A 19,972-nucleotide genomic window follows, 5' to 3' on the forward strand; every position below is an offset into this window, starting at 1 on the left:
TGGCCGGCTGACTTATGGAGACTTATTCAGAGATTCTTAACCTTTATGTTAGTATTTCGTATCCATCATTCCGGTATCGTTCCATGCATAAATTCTGCATCGCTTCACTGCTGCTCCTGCTGCTCAATGGCTGCGGCCTGAAGGGGGATCTCTATCTTCCGCAAGAACAACCTCCGCGATCATCGCAGCAATCCCAGGACGAAGTGAAAAAGAAGTGAGTGGTTTCCCTTCATTTGATTATCGCGATGGCGAGCTGTACGGCGAATCGGTTCAACTGAGTCACATTGCCCAGGAATTCGGTACACCCTGTTATGTGTATTCGCGCGCGGCGCTCGTTGCCGCTTACAAGAAATTCGACGCCGCTTTTGCGGGACGCGACCACTTGGTGTGCTACGCGGTCAAGGCCAATTCCAATCTGGCCATTCTCAATTTATTTGCCCGTCTCGGCAGCGGCTTCGATATTGTCTCCGGGGGCGAACTCCAGCGGGTGCTGAAAGCGGGCGGTGATCCGCAAAAAGTGGTGTTTTCGGGAGTGGGTAAACAGCCGGACGAAATGCGTGCGGCGCTTACCGCCGGAATACTCTGTTTCAACGTGGAGTCGGAAGCGGAGTTGACCGTACTGAACCAGGTGGCGGGTACATTGAATAAAACCGCGCCGGTAAGCCTGCGGGTCAACCCCGATGTGGACGCCAGGACCCACCCTTATATTTCCACCGGCCTCAAGGAAAACAAGTTTGGCGTGCCCTTCGACGAAGCGGAAAAGCTTTATGCCTCCGCAAGAAAATTTGCCCACTTGCGCATCAGCGGACTGGACTGCCATATCGGCTCACAATTGACCGAACTCGATCCCTTTGTCGAAGCGTGCGGGAAAATACTTGACTTGTTGACTCGCCTCGAAACCCAGGGACTGACTATCGATCATCTGGACTTGGGCGGTGGTTTGGGAATTCGTTATTCGGGAGAAAATCCGCCAGCGGCGCAGGATTATATCACTGCATTATGCAGCGCAATCGGCCGGCGCAGCCAGCGTATCCTGATTGAGCCCGGCCGCGCGCTGGTAGGAAATGCGGGTGTATTGCTTACACGTGTCGAGTATCTCAAGCATACCCCCCACCGGGATTTCGCGATCGTGGATGCGGCCATGAATGATCTGATGCGCCCGGCACTGTACGACGCCTACCATGAGATCCTGCCGGTTATTGCAAATGGCGGCGGCGACAAGATTTATCAGGTGGTCGGCCCCGTTTGTGAAACTGGCGATTTTCTGGGGCATGACCGGAAGCTGGCATTGACGCAGGGCGACCTGCTCGCCATCATGTCCGCCGGCGCTTATGGCATGAGCATGAGTTCAAATTACAATACCCGTCCCCGCGCCGCCGAGGTCATGGTGGACGGCGGCCGTATTCATCTTATCCGCCAACGCGAATCCTTGGAACAGCTGATCGCTGGCGAGAAAATTCTGCCCTGAGTGAAACTTCTGCGGTGGATTCCGGCTAAACCAGAAAAAGAGTTGCGAGACCGAGGAAAATAAAAAAACCCCCGCTGTCGGTGACGGCGGTAATCATCACGCTGGAGCCCGCTGCCGGGTCACGGCCCATTCTATGTAGAGTCAATGGAATCAGCACACCCAGTAGCGCCGCCAACAGCAGATTCAACATCATCGCCAGCGTCATCACCAGACCCAGAGAGACGCTGCCGTAGATAAAAAATGCGAATAATCCGACTACGCTACCCCATACCAGGCCGTTCACCGCACTCACGCCAATTTCCTTGACAAACAGGTTACGTGCACTACCGGCATTGAGTTGGCCCAAAGCGAGTGCGCGCACGATCATCGTAATTGTCTGATTGCCGGAATTACCGCCAACACCGGCAATAATTGGCATCAGAGCAGCCAGTGCCACCAATTTCTCGATTGAATCTTCAAACACGCCAATCACGCGCGATGCAACAAATGCGGTAATCAGATTGACAGCCAGCCAAGTCCAGCGATTCTTCACGCTTTTCCATACGGGTGCGAACAAATCCTCTTCTTCCCGCAAACCCGCCACATTCAGCGCTTCGCTTTCCGCCTGTTCACGAATAAAATCCATCACTGCGTTAACGGTAACACGCCCCACCAGCTTGTTTTCCGCATTGACCACCGAAGCGGAAACAAGATCATAGCGCTCGAAGGCTTGTGCCGCGTGATGTGCATCGTCGTTAGGGTGGAGCTTCACCATCTCTGTGGTCATCACCGCCCCCACCGTGGTATCGGGATCACTGACCAGCAACCGGTTGACCGGCAATACGCCTTTAAGATGTTCGTTCCGGTCCACCACGAACAATTGGTCGGTATGATCAGGCAGCTCGTCCAAACGGCGCAGATAGCGCAGCACGACTTCCATGGTGACATCCTCCCGGATAGTCACCACGTCGAAATCCATCAGTGCGCCCACCGCATCTTCCGGATAGGACATGGCAGCGCGTAACTGCTCACGTTCCTCCATCGGCAACGACTGAAACACATCTTCCAAAACATCGCGGGGCAAATCCGGGGCAAGGTCGGCGATCTCGTCGGCATCCAGCTGTCCTGTCGCCGCCAGCATTTCATCGCTGTCCATCGTGGCAATGAGCGTTTCGCGAACCGCGTCCGAAACTTCCAGAAGAATTTCGCCATCGCGCTCCGCCTTGACCAGCTCCCAGATCATCAAACGATCTTCAAGCGGCATGGCTTCCAGAATATGCGCGACGTCCGCGGGGTGGAGCCTGTCAAGCAGGTTTTGCAGTTCCGCCAGATTCTGTTTATGCACCAGGGCTTCGACCAGTTCCTGACGCGGCATTTGCTGTGTATGTACGAGACCTTCCACCAGCTTATGTTTGCGCAATAAATGCGTCAGGCGCCGCAAGTTCTCTTGCAGATCTTCGGTCTCCCTGAGATTGTTTGCCTTGGACATGGGTGGTCACTCTGGTGGCGCGATGGGAACATCGCTGCAATTTAACGTTCTTATCCTGCTCTAAATCCGAATCCGGCGATAAAACTGACCATTCTTCAGTTTAACACTATGATTCTATTTATAAAAACAACTCTTCCCTTTTATGCTGAGGTTCACGGAAGACTGAATTCAGGTTGAAGCTATCATCTACCCGTTTTTCTGACACGCTACACGATTGGCATGACGGGATGATCTGTTTGTAGGAAAAATCAGAAGACGCGGGGCGGATATTATGACAGGGAGGAGAGTGAACGCAAAGTATGATCCTAAATCCGGTGGTGGAGCGTTCATTTAATAGATCAGTGTTATGCTTAATAACAATATTTCATATTATTTGACGCTTACCCTCCGGATGAGGAGCGGAACAACCATTCCGCACCATTGCGCCTTGCCTTGCCTCTAAAAAACCGCATACCTTACCTCCGCCGGATGTAGGATGGCTCATCTCGGGGTAAGAAATCATCAGGGAATTTGCGTGGATGCCATACGGCTAAGGATGATATCCGTTTTTCTCGACAACCACGGCGTATTGCGATTCCGATCGTAGAAACGTGGATTAGGAATCATGGCGGCGAGGCGAGCGGCTTGTTCCGCGGTGACAGAGGAAGCTGAAATACCGTAATAGTAACGGATCGCGGCCTCCGCACCGAATACGCCATTTCCCCATTCAATGACATTCAAGTAAATCTCGAGGATACGCCGCTTGGACATCACGTTTTCCAGCATCAGCGTAATGACAGCTTCCTGAAGCTTGCGCCATGGCGTTTTTTCGCTGGAAAGAAATAGATTTTTCGCAAGCTGCTGACTAATAGTAGAGCCACCCGCAGCCCACCTGCCGGTCTTCAGGTTCTTTTCATAAGCCTTCTGGATGGCTTCAAAATCAAAACCCTCATGCTCCAGGAATTTGCCATCCTCGGCGGCGATAATCGCACGCTTGAGATGAGGGGAAATTCGCTCGTAAGGCATCCATTGAGTGTGTAATGCCGGTGTGACACCCTTATGACGCAATGCATCCAATTGATTCCGCATGAACGCGCTGGTGGAAGGATTGTAGGAGTTCCAATAAACAACATGGCCGAGAATCCATAATTGATAGGCAAGCACCACGCCGACAAGCAGCAGGAAAGCACGCCAGAAACAACGCTTGATAAATTTTCGCATGCGCTGGCTATGATACTGTTAAATTTTCAGGCATATGATCTTGGGGGAAAGCCGAATGATTCCCCCGCCTTGCCAGCAATAGGCTCAATGAAGAAATTATTTAGAGATTCCTTAGCCCTCTAATTACCTGATCTGTTTTTGGCCTTACCCCACGCCATAGGAAAAATGATTCTGCCGCTTGCTCCACCAGCATACCGATACCATCCGCCAGACTTGATGCGCCTTGTTGCTTCGCAAATTGCAGAAAAGGAATGCATCCATCGCCATACATCATGTCATAGGCCAGCGATTCGGCAGCGAAGATGCCAGGAGGCAGCGGCGGCAGGTTGCCCTGCAGGCTGGCGGAAGTGGCATTAATGACGAGATCAAATTTTTCTCCGCGAATATCCGCATAGTCGCCGGATACGATATTTTCGTACCGAGAAAATTGTTGCTGTAACGCATGCGCTTTTTGTTTAGTCCGATTGATGATTGTCAGAATGCTTGGTTTGTGTTCCAGTAGCGGCAGCATTACACCCCGGGCCGCGCCGCCGGCGCCCATCAGCAGCATGCGCTTACCGGTAAGGGAAAACCCCAGATTGGTTCTGATGTCGCGTACCAACCCAGCGCCGTCAGTGTTGTCGCCAAGAATCTCGTCCGAGCTGAATACGAAGGTGTTTACTGCCTGTGCGGCACCCGCCCGTTCAGTCAAACGGCTGGAAATCTCGCAGGCCTCCAGTTTAAATGGAACCGTCACGTTCATGCCTTTACCGCCGCGTTCCCGGAAAGCCGCAACCGTTGCGGCGAACGCATCCACGGGTGCAAGTATCGCTTCATATCGCATGTCCTGCCCCGTCTGCCGTGCAAATTCGGCATGAATCCAGGGCGATTTGCTATGAGCAATGGGACTGCCGATGACGGCATAAGAATCAGTCATGAGTCCTGAATCGGGGTTGCCTTAATAGATCAATGCCATGATTAATAATAAATATTTATTATTACGCAATCTCACATTTATGAGACCGCCAGGGGGCAAATTGCACTTTATTCGCCTGCTGGATTTAAGAGATAGCGCAACGATGCCGAACAGTGGAACGGCTTCGGATCTTATTGACTTGTCAATCCATCCGAACGGGTAAATGACCAGATACGGGTAATATGCAGGATATCCGTATCCCGGCTGACGTCGGGCGGGAAAGGGGCAAATCCATTCTGACCCGCCAGCTTGACAATGCGTATTGCCGCCTCGTCCAGAATTTTCTCTCCCGACGAGCGATTTATTTCAAGCGACTCCAGACTGCCGTCCGACTTGATACCAACAGTGAGTTGCAAGTTTCCATAGAGTTTTTCCCGCCTTGCCGCTTCAGGATAATTCATGTTGCCAATCCGCTCCACCTTGAGACGCCAATCTTCGATGTAACGGGCAAAGCGGTATTCCTGCGTGCGAGCACCGACAAATCTGCGTTTTGGGCGACGCTGATAGGCTTCGTAATCCCGGGCGGTCTGGGCCTCCAGGCGCGCGATCTCGAGACTACGTTGAACCAGGTCGCTACCCTTCAGACCGGCGAGCCCCGAGCGATTTTGTTCAGACTGTTCCGAAGGAAGATCTGCTTGATACGCGTCCTGATCATGATTGCCCTCCGTCGGTTTTTCCGTTTCCTGTTCAAGTTGTTCCATGTTTTCCGAAGCCGTGGCGGTATCCGTAGCGTCGTTATGTTCCGGCGATAAGGGAGGCGGCGATTTGGCGTGGCGGCTGTTGCCGGCGTTACCTCCACTGTTCAGGTTAGCCCGCGCCAGAGTACTCTCATTACGCGGTTTCGATACGGATTTGCCGTTGACCAACACCACTTCCAGCGGCGCAGCGGTCTTGCCGATCTCCGGATAAGGGAGCTTGAAGCTAATCCCGAATAAAACAATCGCATGCAAAATCACCGAGATCAATATCGTCACATTCAGGCGTGACGAAGACCTTAACAGCCAACCGTGGAATGAGGCTGAATTAAAATCCGATATATTTGGAGTGACGCTCAATTTAACCAGAACCCGGTAATTGATCGCTCATTCTTCAGTATAGTAATCTGATTCATAAAAGATTTTTTGCCACTTAATTCTCACCTCTGGGGCAAACCCGCTACCGGATTTAAGTTTAGTAATGCGTAAAAAATTACCGATATATATTCAAGGGACGGTATCCATTGTAAAACAACAATGAGATACGCGTCATATGCGTTCACGCTCGATCTATGCATCCAATTTACGCAGGAATCTTGCGTGGAAAGTGAGTTCGAGCAAATCAATCTGGGAAACCTCCACTTCAATAGCCGTCTCCGGCGGCACTTCCGGTAAGGAGGGTATCCGTGCTACCAAAGGGAGATGATCCATTTTCACCAGATTCTCCTTAAGTACCTGCGCTCCCGTTGTACTGACATTCTCCTGCAATAGCCAGCGCAAACACCAGTAGCGCTCCATTCTCCGCTGAAAATCTCCGTAGACTTCATAGGCGGCTTCGAAATCCCGCATGGATATCCGCAGACTTTCATTGTCCCGGGTATAAGGCGGCGTCTCCTTCCTCAGCAGTGCCACCAGTTGCCGTTGATTGATGAAATCCACATAACGGCGCATCGGCGAACTGATCCAGGCATACTGCGAAACGCCTAACCCCTGATGTGGCGCAGGAGATGTACTTATCCTGACCTTGCCGCCACTCTGGCTGCGATAGATGCCAGTGACGCCGCTATCGGCGAGTTGTTTGCCCCACTCCGTATTAACATAAATCATCAGCTCAGACACCACCTTATCGATAGGCGAACCCCGCCGGCGCTCGCTGATAGTGATGCGATCATCCGTAACATTGAAGCTGTAATCGATTTTCTCATTGTTACTGTCGCTGGCCTTACCCCGAACCGCCTCCATCTTGCAGGCAAATTTCCATAGCGTCAGCAACGCCACGCCAAAAGGATGATCAAGACTTCCCGCCGCAAGCGTGTGTTCGTTAAAATGCTCTTCCAGCGCGTCGTGTCTGAGATTGGCGGCAATCCTTACGCGCTCGATGCGGCTGTTTATGGCGATGACGGTGAAATCGTCCGCCACATCAATATACATTGAAAGCGCTGGGCATAATCGTTCTTCGCCCAATGTATAGTGGTGAATCACCGCTTCCGGCAACATGGTAATTTTGCTGCCCGGAAGATAAACGGTAGAAAGACGCTGTGCCGCCGCTGTATCCAGCGGGGAGCCTGGCGCTATGCCCAATGTGGGAGCGGCAATATGGATGCCGATGCGGAAGCTGCCCAGAGTCAGCGGCGTGACCGAAAAGGCATCGTCAATTTCTGTAGTGGCTGCATCATCTATGCTGAAAGCAGCCGCATCCGCTATGGGTAAATCCTGCGGATCGTGAAATTCGCCGCCTGCCCCAAGCCCACCGAAGCCTGTGCCTTCAGGAAAATGCTCCAGCAGGAACCGGTTAACATGATAGTCATGCGTGGAGGGTATCGCGCCACATTTTTCCAGCAACTTGGGAATGCTTAGCTTCGTCTCGGCGCAAACGACATCAAGCGCTTTCCATTCAACGGTATTCTTATCAGGGCGGTAGAGGAGATTGAACAGCGACGGTCTAAATTCTTCCGGCAGGATAAATGTATTCAGCAACTGCACATAACGGGCCTGCTGTTCCGCTTGCAGGCGCTTTTTTTCTTGGCTGGCAAGCGCGGCCTCAAGCGCTTTCGATGGTGCCGCTTTATAGCGTCCCCGGCCTTTTTTGTAAAAATACATCGGTGCACTGTGCAGCCGGATCAGCACCGCCGCTGCTTCCTCGGGGCTGGCTAAGTGACCGAAATAATCCGCGGCGAGGGCATCGCTGGCGAACTCGGCCTCGCTCTCGCAGCACTCCCAGAGAAAATTGGGATCGAGATCCTCCGCTGTTTTTTGCGCGAGATCCATGAATTCAGACAGAGAGGGTACGTCAAATCGCAGCAACACCGAAGCCGCCTTTATTTTTGCACGCTTGCCGTGAGGCGCCTCCACTTGAAGCGAAGTCGTATTATCAGCAAGGACTGTGCCTACTTTAAAGGTACCTTCCTCTTCGTAAAAAACATTCATAAAATGGTTCTTGGCGGAGGATTAATTATTGAATTATAACCTGAAACGCGCTTGCAACGAGACCAGCCAACAGACGTGTCCGCCCCAATTCTGATTGCTTAATCCACTATCGCAGAACACGGCATTATGCGCGGTTTTCTTACGGTGATCCCGCACATTAATGTTAGCGCCCAGGTAGATGCATCCGTAGAAAAACCTTTTCACCCAAGCGTTGCACTCAATTCAATCCAGATCATCCTTGGGGCGCGAGATGATGGCGAGGGGGGTGGCGAGACGGTTTTGGTCGAGTTAGTCTATAGCTCCAGGCAAGCGGCGAGAAGGCCGTAAACTGACCACCCGTATGCGTAGATTCGGGGTGCCCCGAATTATCTGTTAAGCTCATCCATAGAGATATTTTTCAGGAATCGACTATAATATTTTCATAAGTAACTGCATTCTCGCCATAAAGGGGAAACACTGTGGACCAATTTTCCATCGCGTTAGAAAAACGACGTACGTTTTCTATTCCTGGATTAATTCTTGTGATCGCCCTCCTGCCAGCCTGCGCGGCACTTGACACTGATCCGGACAGAGGCGCAACAACAGTAAAACAGGATGTTTTTGGAGACAGCTTTACAGCGATAAAGTATCTCGATCAAGGATGGGCGCCCGCCGATAGTCTTTGGTTCTACACCATTACGCAGGGATCCGACATGATGCCCTACGACTTCTTCCTGGCGCTGGAGCAGGTTGGCAAACCCGAGCCGTTTCGCGCTAACGAGAACATGAATCGCTATCGCTATCTGCCGCAGAAAGCCACTTCCAGTAACCCGGATGGGTTGCCGGTCGGATTTGTCAAGGATGACTATAAGGGTAAAGAGTATCTTGGTTTGACTTGCTCCGCCTGCCATACCGGACAGATAAACTATAAGGGTAAGGGGATACGAATCGATGGTGGCCCGGCAAGCGCCGATATGGAAACTTTCATGGCCGACATTGTACGTGCCTTGATAGCAACCCTCGAAAAGGAGGAAGTTCGCAGCCGGTTTGTGAAAAATGTACTGTCCCGCGGTAATTACAAGACTGAGGCGGAGGTACTCGCAGACCTAAAAAAATATCGCGAGCGGCTCGCCAGCTATATTACGATCAACTACAGCAGTCTCCATTACGGCTACGCGCGACTGGATGCGTTCGGGCGCATTTACAACAGAGTTCTGGAGCATGTCATCAATGTCAAGGAGCTCCAGGAATTATTGCGTGACCCCAGGATAATGGGAAGCCACGCGATGACAGACGAACAGATAAGATCGATAACAAATGATACAGGGAATGTCCTGAGCGGCGCTGAAAGAGACAATATCGTCGAAAATATCGTGAGGACTTTAAACGAGAACAATGGCTGGGAAGCACTCGGGCGTTTACGCAAGAAACTGTTTAACCCACCTGACGCACCGGTAAGCTACCCATTCTTATGGGACACTCCTCAGCATGACTATGTTCAATGGAATGGCCTCACGGAAAATGCAGGACTTAAGGCAATTGCACGCAATACAGGGGAAGCGATAGGCGTATTCGGCACACTTGACTGGACGGAAAATAAAGGATTCTCGCTATCCGCCTTCATCAATGGACAAGGTTTGTATGGTCGTCATATCAGCTATTATTCTTCCGTTAATGTCCAGAATCTGCGCCTTATCGAAGCGCGTCTATTGAGTCTTCAATCTCCACTATGGCCGGAGGATATCCTTCCACCCATTGACGAGACCCGCCTTGCGAATGGGAGATCCCTGTTCAATAAGCATTGCGTGAGCTGCCATGCAAGAATCCAGCGCGACGATCCTGATCGCCGCGTGGTGGCGCATATGTCGAGGGCGAGCGATGTGGGTACGGACACCCAGATGGCCAAAAATAGCGTAAGTTACCAAGGCTTCTCAGGCATTCTGCGGAATCAGTATGTCGGCATGAGTGTGGGTGATGTCTTGCTGGATCGGCGGGCACCGGTTGCGGCCTTGCTGACCCGAGCGACTATTGGGGTTGTCGCCACTCCCGATCAGGACAAATGGTTTTTACCTCGCTGGATCGACTGGATTTCCAATTTGGCAGCAGGATTCCGCCATAATGAGATCAAACCATCGATCAAACACGGTGATTACGATCCAGACACCACGGCCGATCCAGTCGCATCTTTAAAATCCTATAAGGCGCGGCCGCTCAACGGTATCTGGGCAACCGCGCCTTATCTGCATAATGGCTCCGTGCCAACACTCTATGATTTATTGTTACCCAAAAGACGTCCTGGAGATCCGCAAGACGGAGAATATCGGCCTGACGAGTTTGAAGTCGGCTCACGCGAATTCGACCCCGTTAAGGTAGGCTTAAAAAGCAGTGGATATGGTGGTTTCATTTTCAAGACGGACATCAGGGGAAATAGCAACGCCGGACACGATTACGGCGTCAGACGCACGGTGGACGAGTCTGATGGGCCTGTGGATCAGAAGATCAAGGACCAGTGCATGGATGAGACAATCAAAGATGAACTTGTGGATAAATCCATCAGAGGTAATTGCCTTTATCCCATGTCCAAAGAAGAGCGCCTCGATTTGCTCGAATACCTGAAGACGCTATGATCGACTCCGCGACTCCTGATCAGCACAATTTTTGATATCCATCACCTACAAACCGCAAGGGAGCTACCGATGAGTACAAACTACCTGGAGCAGTATGATGCAGCTGCCGATGCAGACAAAGCCCCATTGGCGCGCCGCTGGATCGATACCGAGCCGTTGCCGTTTTTCAAAGAGCTGCGTGAAAAACGACCTATCCTGATAACGCCCAAATTCACCCTGGTCACACGTTTCGATGATGTCAGGGAAGTACTGAGCATGCCGAAGGTATTCACGGTTAAGCCCTATGTCCCGAAAATGGCCGATTACCTGATGATGCATGACGATGATGCCCTGCATACGCGCGAGAAATCGCTGATGCAATGCATGTTGAATCGCGACGATCTACCCGCCGTGCGCGAAATGGTGGCGAATGTTTCCAAGGAAATACTCGACACCGCCAATGGCAACATTGAGCTGGTCAACAATTATTGCCGTATGGTGCCAGCCACGCTGGTGCGGGAATATTTTGGGCTAACCGGAGCGAAAAGGCGTGATTTGATCGAGTGGTCTTACTGGAACCAATGGGACACCTTCCACAATCAGCCTTTCGATCTGCTGCCTCCGGAAAAATCCCAGCAGATTATTGATCGCCATAATGAAACTTCCAAAGCGCTCGGCATGTTCATCGTTGAACTTATCGCCCGCCGCCTGCTGCAGGTAAAAGCGGAGGAAATAACCCTCTCAACCCTCGTGCGGCTGGACGATGATATCGTGACCAGAATGTTGCGCACGGATTACCCCAAACAACTGGATTTCGACATCAAACGGCTGGGACTGAATGCCGGCGGTCTTTTGATTGGCGCAATCGAAACTACCGCACAAGCGGTTGCCCAGATCATCCAGTATCTGATGGAACGGCCGGAATGGCTTGCGAAGGCCAAGACCGCTGCGCTAAAGGACACTCCCACCGAGTTCGATGGCATCGTTTGGGAGGCTCTGCGCTTTGTGCCGATCACCCCCTATTTGTTTCGTACGACCGCAAGTGACTACACCGCGGCGAAGGGTACCGGTCATGCCACTGTTCTGCGTGCGGGCACTCATGTTTTGCCGGTTACCTTATCGGCGATGTTCGATGAACGCGCGTTCGAATCGCCGGATGAATTTATTCCTCAACGCAATTGGTACAATTATTTCCATTTTGGTTTCGGCAGCCATGAATGCCTGGGACGCTATGTCGGAATGGTCATGATCCCAGAGATGGTGCGCCAGGTCTTGACCCGGCAGAGTATCAAGGCAAATGCCCCTATCGATTACAAGTCCGGTCCTTTCCCGGAGCAGTACGACCTTTCCTGGAGTTTGCAATAAAGTTACTCCCTGAATAAGCTTTCCATGGAATTCATCGGAAAAATTGGAGAGCTCTTCAGGGCTCCCCCCGAGTATTGTGTGCGTTGTTATTTGGCACCCGCCTCCTGAAGAAGTTTTACTACGTCCTCGCGACGATACTTCGACGCCAGCATCAGCGCTGTAACACCATTTCCTGCTTTGGCATTCACATCTGCCTTGGCGGCGAGCAGTGCCTGTATCACTCCCGCATGGCCCATTTGCGAGGCCAGCATCAACGCGGTTGCGCCATTGTCCAGCCGGGCATTCACATCAGCCCCGGCGGCAAGCAGCATTTGTACTATCTGACGCTGTCCCTCCTGCGAAGCCTGCATCAACACCGTGACGCCATCGCCCCTCCTTACATTCACATCAGCTTTAGCAACAAGCAACTCCCGCGCGACCTCCCTGTGCCCTTTCTGCACCGCCTGCATCAATGCGGTGGTGCCGTTGCTTGTCTTCGCGTTTATGTCCGCCCTGGCTTCTATCAACACTTGCACCACTTCTTCGTAACCATTCTGCGATGCTACTATCAATGCGGTAGCGCCATTATCCGCCTTGGCGTTCACATCGGCTTTAGCCGCAAGCAGCGCCTTGACACGGGAAAGATTACCCTTTTCAGCGGCAGTGACGAGCTCGCTATCGCCCATGCTTGCCCATGTGCTCGCTGAGGTGCAGAATAAGAGCATGCTTAAAATATGCCTATATTTCCGCAACGCGATCATTTCAATTCTCCTTTCCATAACATAATCGATCCCGGTTCTAATAAAAATGGCAACTGCGTTAATTTCGTCGCGGTTCCCGCACGTATACATATGTAAATACGCCGCTTTTAACGCGAACCATCTCAGATTACGTTGATCAAAACTTAAGTTCAAGCGGTAATACGCAAAAGTCTGCCGGACTTGACGAATCGAAGCGAGAAATTGACTGGTTAAGACAAATTCCGACGATAAAGACCAATAGTTGTAGTTGCTCCATTGGCTACAGCTTTTTGTGAGCCCAAAGCGGGGAAATCCCGCGCGAGACTTCTCTGATCCATTCACTTTGAAAGTTATTTGCTGCCGTTTTCAGGAGATTCGATGCGAAAAATGCTTTTACCGCTATTCCTGCTGTCCGTAGCTCCCGCAACGGGAGGCGCAGCCGAAAACAACATACGTCCGGGATTGTGGGAGGTCACGACAACGTCGATGTTGCTGGCTCTGGTGCCTCAGATTCCGCCTGACCAAATGCAACAATTGACAAATCTGGCCAAGCAATACGGATTGGAGATGCCCCAGGTCCAAAATGGAGCCGCAACGTCCAGGGTTTGCATCACCCAACAAATGGCGGATGAGAAAATTCCATCCTACTTTCATCAAAATCAAATGGGATGCAGTGTTAAAAACGCGATCCGGACAGAAAACAGCTACACGATGGATCTCGTCTGCACAAATCCTCAATTAAAAGGCAGTGGGAGAGCCGAGGGCACATTTACGACTCCCGAAAGTTTCTCCGGATGGACAATATTCAAGGGTACCGTACAAGATCGTCCCGTCAATGAGCACGCGGATACAAGCGGCCGATGGATCAATGCAAGCTGCGAAACAGTGAAGCCATCACGATGATTTCTATCCGTAACTGTCACTTCGCGCCCCCTTGCCATACCGCCAAGACATCATCGCTGTTGATTCTTGATGGTTTCACCTATCGCCTTGAGCAACTTTTCATGGATACCGCCGAAACCGCCGTTACTCATGATGAGAACATGGTCGCCGGAATGAACTGCACCCGCGACGGCTGCGATTAGCCGCTCCAGATTGTCATGGCTTACCGCCCGGTTGCCCATGCCGCTCAGTGCCGCTTGCGCGTTCCATCCCAGGTTGGCGGTATAGCAAAACACCAGATCAGCCACCGCAAGGCTATCCGCGAGGCTGTCTTTCCATATGCCCATTTTCATGGTGTTGGAACGGGGCTCAAGCACGGCGATGATGCGTGTTCCACGTACCGTGTCGCGTAGGCCCTCAAGGGTGGTCCGGATGGCGGTAGGATGATGGGCAAAATCGTCATATACCGTAATGCCATTGATTTCACCACGTACTTCCATGCGGCGTTTCACATTTTTGAACTGTGTCAGTGCGGCGATAGCCATGTTTACCGGCACGCCGGCATGACGAGCTGCGGCCAGCGCAGCCAATGCATTCATGCGGTTATGTTCCCCCAGCAACTCCCAATACAATGTCCCCTGAGCCTCACCCATGAAATGAATCGCAACCCCGCCGTCGACCAGCATCCCCGCCTGCCAGCCATCGGCCACGCCTAACCGTTCTACCGGCGTCCAGCATCCCTTGGTCAATACACGCTCCAGACTGTTCTCCTTCCCGTTGCTGACGATAAGGCCATTACCGGGAATTACGCGTACGAAATGGTGAAACTGTTGCTCGATTGCTGCAAGGTCCGCAAATATATCGGCGTGATCGAACTCCAAGTTATTGAGAATCGCGGTTCTGGGGCGGAAGTGAACAAACTTGGAACGCTTGTCGAAAAAGGCGGTGTCATATTCATCCGCTTCGATGACAAAGAAAGGCGAACCGCCAAGTCTGGCCGACAACCCAAAGTTCCGCGGTATGCCTCCAATCAGGAATCCTGGCTCCATCCCGGCATATTCGAGTATCCAAGCCAGCATCGAACTGGTCGTAGTCTTGCCATGGGTCCCTGCTACTGCCAGAACCCATTTGTCGCGCAATATATTTTCAGATAACCATTGGGGGCCGGAAATATAGGGAAGGCTGCGGTTGAGGATTTCCTCAATGAGTGGGTTGCCGCGGGCTACCACATTACCGATGACGAACAAATCGGGATTCAGCCTGGTTTGTTCCGGAGAGAATCCTTCTATCAGCGCTATCCCCTGAGACTCCAATTGCGTACTCATGGGTGGATAAACGCCTTCGTCGCAGCCGCTCACCTTGTGACCCGCTTCGCGTGCGATCGCCGCGATCCCGCCCATGAACGTGCCGCAGATGCCGAGAATATGGATATGCAAAGCTCAACTCCCGAATATGAATGAATTATGGCAGCTATGGCGCCAAGCTAAATTGCGGTTTTTACCAACTATTGCACCGGAACCGGCCAGTGGGCCAAATTGGAGCGCGATGCGGGAAACGAACCTGCTCAGAGATTCCCTGGCGCCTATACGCAAGCATGCGATAGGTTGTGCTCCATTTTTTGTTACACTTACGGTTTTTGCCGCCCTGCGTTCATGCATCATCAAGGCCAGCTAAGCAATGGGGCCTAATGCGAAGCTTCCTCGATTCTCATAACCCGATCCCGACCTCACTAGGCAGCGTGTTGTCGCGCCCCTCATACTATGATGCGAGATTTATAAATCCGGAAATGGTAACTCATCCGTGTCAAGATGCCATTTCAGGATGAACATTCACACATGAAATCGCGTTTTTCCCGCTCCATCCGCTGGTCTGCCTGTTTATTCTGCCTTGTATTCAATGCACTTGCCGACACGCCGTCATCCGTATCGAAAGACAAGAGCAAGCAAGCGGACCCTGCCGCCCAGGCGGAGAAGGATAACAAACCCGTATTCATCGATGCGGAGCGCATACAAGGTCATCATGAATATGAAATCGAAGCGAGGGGCGAGACTGAGTTGCGCCGCGGCCCTGTCGTCTCAGCCGATCAAAATAATGTCCCCGTCAAACAGCCCGGCAGTGCACCAGACAGCGCACCATTGAAGCCGCAGCAGAACTATACACTATCGCCGGTTACAAAGGACGGGCCCACTTCGGGACTGCCTGTCACCGCAGCGGAAAACAAGGACGACACGCCTGTATTGGCCGGAATCGAGCACCTGCCGGGGCATCTTGAACGGGAGGGCGAGGCCCAGCTGCGGAGTGGTGCCCAAGGCAGCCAAACCGGAGCTGCACCTACCTTCCCATCCACGCCGGCACCTCCATTGAAGGATGAAAACAGGCTGGCAATGCCGGGCATAGGAGTGGAACCAAGTAAAAATAAACCCATAATCATCGGAACTGAGCAAATCTGGGGACATCTTGAACAGGAAGGCGATACCCGGCTGCGTCTCGGCGGCGCGGTGGCGCCGGGCGATGAGCCGCGATTGGTGACGCTGAAAGATGGAGATAAATTACCTGTCCCAACCACCAAGCCGGAACAGAAAAAAGCCCGGCCTGTGTTTGTCTCGGCGGATCGCCTGGAGGGCCACACTGGAAAGGAGATGGATGCAATTGGAAGGGCCGAACTGTTTAACGGAGACCAGTTTATCTCGGCGGATCGAATGAAATACCACCAGGATACGGATATAGCGGAGGCGCAGGGCGGTGTGCGTGTGGAACAACGGGGAGATATATTGGAGGGTTCGCAACTCAAATTCAATCTGGCGGACAAAACCGGGCAACTGAGTGAACCCAGTTATCGTTTAAAAGATGCGAGCAGCCGAGGCAAGGCCAATATGCTGCTGTTTGAAGGTGAGAACCAATATCGGCTTCGGCAGGCGACTTATACAACATGTCCGGCTGGAGATGATGATTGGTATCTGCAAGTCGACGACGCTGAAATCGACAACGCAAAGAAAGAGGGCACCGCCCGAAAAGTGAAGCTGACATTCAAGGATACCCCAATCCTGTATACGCCCTGGATGAACTTCTCATTCAGCGGCAAGCGCAAGACGGGGCTTCTGGCCCCCCTGTATGGTTACAATGTCCGGACTGGTATAGAACTTACGGTCCCGTTTTACTGGAACATCGCACCCAACGTTGATGCAACGATTTCTACACGTGCGATGTCGCGGCGTGGTGTCGCGTTGAACAGCGAGTTCCGCTATCTGGGAACCAATTTAAATGGCAACCTGATTGCCGAGGTATTGCCAAGCGACCTGGACACCAAGGAAACCCGCTATCGGGTGGCGTTTGGGCATAATCAGACCTTTGGTAAACATTGGTTCAGCCGCCTGGACTACAACCGGGTATCCGACGACACTTACTTCCGCGATCTCGGTAATACCATGAACCTGACTTCCCGAACCAATCTGTTGCAGCAGGGTCTGGTCGCCTACAATCGCAATCTGGGAGACAACGGCACCCTGAATGTCACTTCACTCGTACAGCAATTTCAGACTATCCAGGATCCGTTGAATCCGGTTGTGGCTCCTTACAAGCGACTACCGCAGGTCACGCTTACCGCCAATAAAGCCGATGTTCTCGGCTTGGATTTCAATCTTGTCAGCAGCTGGACGAATTTTTCGCATCCTACTCTGGTAAGCGGCCAACGTGCCACCTTCTTTCCCAGCGTAAGCTACCCTATGCGCAGCGCATTTGGCTATATCACGCCAAAGGTTGGCCTCCACCACACGACGTATAATCTGGAGTCCCCTGTCTCACCCTCGGGACCACAGGATACAAATCTCTCTCGTACCCTGCCCCTGTTCAGCGTGGATAGCAGCGTTGTGTTTGATCGCAAAACGGAGCTGCGTGGAGAGCGGTTCACTCAGACCCTTGAGCCACGGCTCTTTTATGTTTATGTGCCGTTCCGTGACCAAAATTTTCTGCCCAACTTCGACTCCGCCAAGACGGATTTCAGTTTTGCCCAGATCTTAACCGAAAATCGCTTTAGTGGCAGCGACCGTATCAACGACGCAAATCAGCTGACCTTCGCGCTCACATCCCGTCTGATAGAGGCGGATACCGGTAAAGAGCGTTTGCGGCTCGCCGTGGGTCATCAAGTAAGCTTTATAGATCGCCGCATCACTCTGGATGCGCCCTCGACAATCAACAGAAGACCGGATTTTATCGCCGCGATCACGGGATTTATCACACCCACGATAAGCACCGATACCAGCGTGCAATTTGACCACACCCGACTGATGGCTGATGTGGTGCGCTCAGGTTTGAGCTACCGCCCCGAGCCCGGCAGGGTGATAAATTTTGGCTACCGGTTCACTCGCGATGTGTTGCACCAGGTCGATGCGTCGTCGCAGTGGCGATGGTCGGAAAGATGGCAGACTGTGGCACGGCTGAATTACTCGTTAGAAGATCAGAAGATTCTGGAAGGGCTGGCGGGACTTGAGTATAATGCCTGCTGCTGGTCGTTGCGGTTCGTGGTCCAGCATCTGACTCTTGCCACACAGAGAACAACCACTGCGGCATTCTTGCAACTTGAGTTGAATGGCCTGATGCAGATCGGATCAAACCCGCTACAGGTATTGCAGCGTAGTATCCCTGGATACACCAGGACCGGCAGCCAGGGGAGCGGCACAGTGGAGGGTCCATAGGTCCGTATTATAAATTGCGAAGGCTTGCGGGATCGCCAGGATTTCCCCGCTCTGCAATCAGTGAACCTAAATCCGGCAGTGGGCTGCTTATCTCCAGTTTAGCGCTATGATCTACAAAGGCTTCTTGCGCCACTTGACCTTCACCTTCATGGTGAGTACGCTACAACCACCAGATTTTGGTTGATATGCTTATTCGCATGGGCACGAAATTTTTGTTACGTCCCCCTGTTTTGCTGGCTATGCTCGCAGCCGGAATCGCTATTGCTCAACAGCCCGCCCATTCCAGCGGTATTCAAACTATAGACCATATCGTCGCGGTTGTGAACGAGAATGTTATTACACGTCACGAACTGGATGAGATGCTTAAAGTCGCCGTTAAACAAATGCAAAAACAGGGGATGCAGGCACCCTCGCCAGCGGTAATGGAGAAGCAGATGCTGGAGCGCATCATCGTCAATCGCGTACAGCTACAACTTGCGAAAGAAACGGGCCTGACCGTCAGCGATACCGAACTCGACCAGACTATCCGCCGCATCGCCCAGGAGAATAAATTGTCTTTGTCGGAGTTCCACAGCGCGCTCGAGCAGGATGGGATCAGCTTCAACAAATTCCGTGACGAGATTCGTGACGAAATTATCTTGGTACGGCTGAAAGAACGCGAGGTAAACAACCGGATAAGTGTAACTGAAGGCGAGGTGGATAATTTCTTGCATACGCAGGAAAACTCGGGGGATGGCAACTACGAATACCAGATTGCACACATTCTGATCCAATTGCCGGAACAGCCGGATGCCATAAAAATCGAGGCCATGCGGCAGCGAGCAGATGCTGCCATGACTCAATTAAAAAATGGTGCCGAGTTTGCCAAGGTTGCGGCCGAATTCTCCGATGCCGCCGACGCCGCGCAAGGTGGCTTGCTGGACTGGCGTCCCGCCGGCCAGCTGACAAAGAGGTTCGCCGAATACATCACGCCAATGAAACCCGGCGAGTTATCTTCCATCATTCAAAGCCCCAACGGCTTTCATATCCTCAAGCTGGTCGGCCGGCGCAATCAAAACGAAGCCGTAACAATGGTGGATCAGACTCATGCCCGCCATATTCTGATAAAAATCAATGAACTTACGTCTGAAGGCGATGCCCGGCGCCGCATAACCGACTTGAAAGAACGTCTGGACAACGGTGGCAAATTTGACGAACTGGCAAAACTGCACTCTGAAGATGCCAGTGCCGCATCAGGAGGTGATCTGGGCTGGGTTTCGCCCGGCGATACCGTGCCGGAATTCGAGCACGCCATGAGCGCACTTAAGGATGGCGAAATCAGCGGACCGATACAGTCCCCATTCGGCTGGCACCTGATTCAGGTAATGGAACGCCGTTCCCAGGACATGAGCAAGGAACGGCAACGGCAAACGGCCCGCCAGGCGATCCGTGCACGTAAAGCTGACGCGGCCTTCCAGGACTGGGTGCAACGATTGCGTGATCGGGCTTACGTCGAATACCGGCTGGAGGAAGGTTAG

The 19,972-nt window shown here is 52.3% G+C and carries 14 protein-coding genes; 7 read left to right on the plus strand and 7 right to left on the minus strand.

Annotated elements, in window-relative coordinates; genetic code table 11:
- The first annotated feature begins 83 nt into the window (after positions 1 to 83).
- Together SQ11_RS01160 and lysA are read left to right on the plus strand one after the other, a co-directional pair.
- Positions 84 to 218 carry a lipoprotein gene (locus SQ11_RS01160; RefSeq protein ID WP_084226688.1) on the plus strand — a complete coding sequence of 45 codons (135 nt, stop codon included), beginning with the start codon at positions 84 to 86 and terminating at the stop codon, positions 216 to 218.
- Positions 215 to 1,468 (plus strand): diaminopimelate decarboxylase, encoded by a 1,254-nt coding sequence (gene lysA / locus SQ11_RS01165; protein WP_041512282.1) that lies wholly within the window; start codon positions 215 to 217, stop codon positions 1,466 to 1,468. Before SQ11_RS01160 ends, lysA begins: the two co-directional genes overlap by 4 nt.
- Before the next feature lie 25 nt (positions 1,469 to 1,493).
- Here lysA and mgtE read toward each other — a convergent pair whose 3' ends face one another.
- From mgtE to SQ11_RS01190, 5 genes are all read right to left on the minus strand, one after another.
- A complete protein-coding gene (gene mgtE, locus SQ11_RS01170; protein ID WP_041512283.1) occupies positions 1,494 to 2,936 on the minus strand; it encodes a magnesium transporter in 1,443 nt (480 codons plus the stop codon).
- Positions 2,937 to 3,437: 501 nt separating this feature from the next.
- Complete coding sequence (gene mtgA / locus SQ11_RS01175; RefSeq protein ID WP_041512284.1) at positions 3,438 to 4,136, minus strand: monofunctional biosynthetic peptidoglycan transglycosylase; 699 nt, start codon at positions 4,134 to 4,136, stop codon at positions 3,438 to 3,440.
- A gap of 100 nt (positions 4,137 to 4,236) precedes the next feature.
- Positions 4,237 to 5,052 (minus strand): shikimate dehydrogenase, encoded by an 816-nt coding sequence (gene aroE, locus SQ11_RS01180; RefSeq protein WP_041512285.1) that lies wholly within the window; start codon positions 5,050 to 5,052, stop codon positions 4,237 to 4,239.
- 170 nt (positions 5,053 to 5,222) lie between these two features.
- Positions 5,223 to 6,065: an energy transducer TonB gene (locus tag SQ11_RS01185; RefSeq protein WP_232297846.1), complete on the minus strand. Its 843-nt coding sequence runs from the start codon at positions 6,063 to 6,065 to the stop codon at positions 5,223 to 5,225.
- Between the two features lie 291 nt (positions 6,066 to 6,356).
- Positions 6,357 to 8,213 (minus strand): ribonuclease catalytic domain-containing protein, encoded by a 1,857-nt coding sequence (locus tag SQ11_RS01190; RefSeq protein WP_041512286.1) that lies wholly within the window; start codon positions 8,211 to 8,213, stop codon positions 6,357 to 6,359.
- Positions 8,214 to 8,734: 521 nt separating this feature from the next.
- Here SQ11_RS01190 and SQ11_RS01200 point away from each other — a divergent pair.
- Both SQ11_RS01200 and SQ11_RS01205 read left to right on the plus strand, forming a co-directional pair.
- A complete protein-coding gene (locus tag SQ11_RS01200; RefSeq protein WP_052493910.1) occupies positions 8,735 to 10,819 on the plus strand; it encodes a di-heme-cytochrome C peroxidase in 2,085 nt (694 codons plus the stop codon).
- 69 nt (positions 10,820 to 10,888) lie between these two features.
- Positions 10,889 to 12,163, plus strand: a complete 1,275-nt coding sequence (locus SQ11_RS01205) for a cytochrome P450 (RefSeq protein WP_041512289.1) — start codon at positions 10,889 to 10,891, stop codon at positions 12,161 to 12,163.
- Positions 12,164 to 12,249: 86 nt separating this feature from the next.
- On the opposite strand, the gene SQ11_RS01210 is transcribed toward SQ11_RS01205, so the two are convergent.
- Positions 12,250 to 12,903: an ankyrin repeat domain-containing protein gene (locus SQ11_RS01210; protein WP_198140764.1), complete on the minus strand. Its 654-nt coding sequence runs from the start codon at positions 12,901 to 12,903 to the stop codon at positions 12,250 to 12,252.
- 357 nt (positions 12,904 to 13,260) lie between these two features.
- Here SQ11_RS01210 and SQ11_RS01215 point away from each other — a divergent pair, with 357 nt between their 5' ends.
- Entirely contained in the window at positions 13,261 to 13,785 is a 525-nt protein-coding gene (locus tag SQ11_RS01215) for a DUF3617 domain-containing protein (protein WP_041512290.1), read from the plus strand.
- 50 nt (positions 13,786 to 13,835) lie between these two features.
- On the opposite strand, the gene mpl is transcribed toward SQ11_RS01215, so the two are convergent.
- Positions 13,836 to 15,200, minus strand: coding sequence for a UDP-N-acetylmuramate:L-alanyl-gamma-D-glutamyl-meso-diaminopimelate ligase (gene mpl, locus SQ11_RS01220; RefSeq protein ID WP_041512291.1), 1,365 nt, complete (start codon positions 15,198 to 15,200; stop codon positions 13,836 to 13,838).
- A gap of 399 nt (positions 15,201 to 15,599) precedes the next feature.
- On the opposite strand from mpl, the gene SQ11_RS01230 reads away from it, so the two are divergent.
- Both SQ11_RS01230 and SQ11_RS01235 read left to right on the plus strand, forming a co-directional pair.
- Positions 15,600 to 18,455, plus strand: a complete 2,856-nt coding sequence (locus SQ11_RS01230) for an LPS-assembly protein LptD (RefSeq protein ID WP_041512485.1) — start codon at positions 15,600 to 15,602, stop codon at positions 18,453 to 18,455.
- Positions 18,456 to 18,652: 197 nt separating this feature from the next.
- Positions 18,653 to 19,972: a peptidylprolyl isomerase gene (locus SQ11_RS01235; RefSeq protein ID WP_041512486.1), complete on the plus strand. Its 1,320-nt coding sequence runs from the start codon at positions 18,653 to 18,655 to the stop codon at positions 19,970 to 19,972.

It is taken from the genome of Nitrosospira sp. NpAV, assembly GCF_000832065.1.
In the GTDB taxonomy this organism is placed as follows: domain Bacteria; phylum Pseudomonadota; class Gammaproteobacteria; order Burkholderiales; family Nitrosomonadaceae; genus Nitrosospira.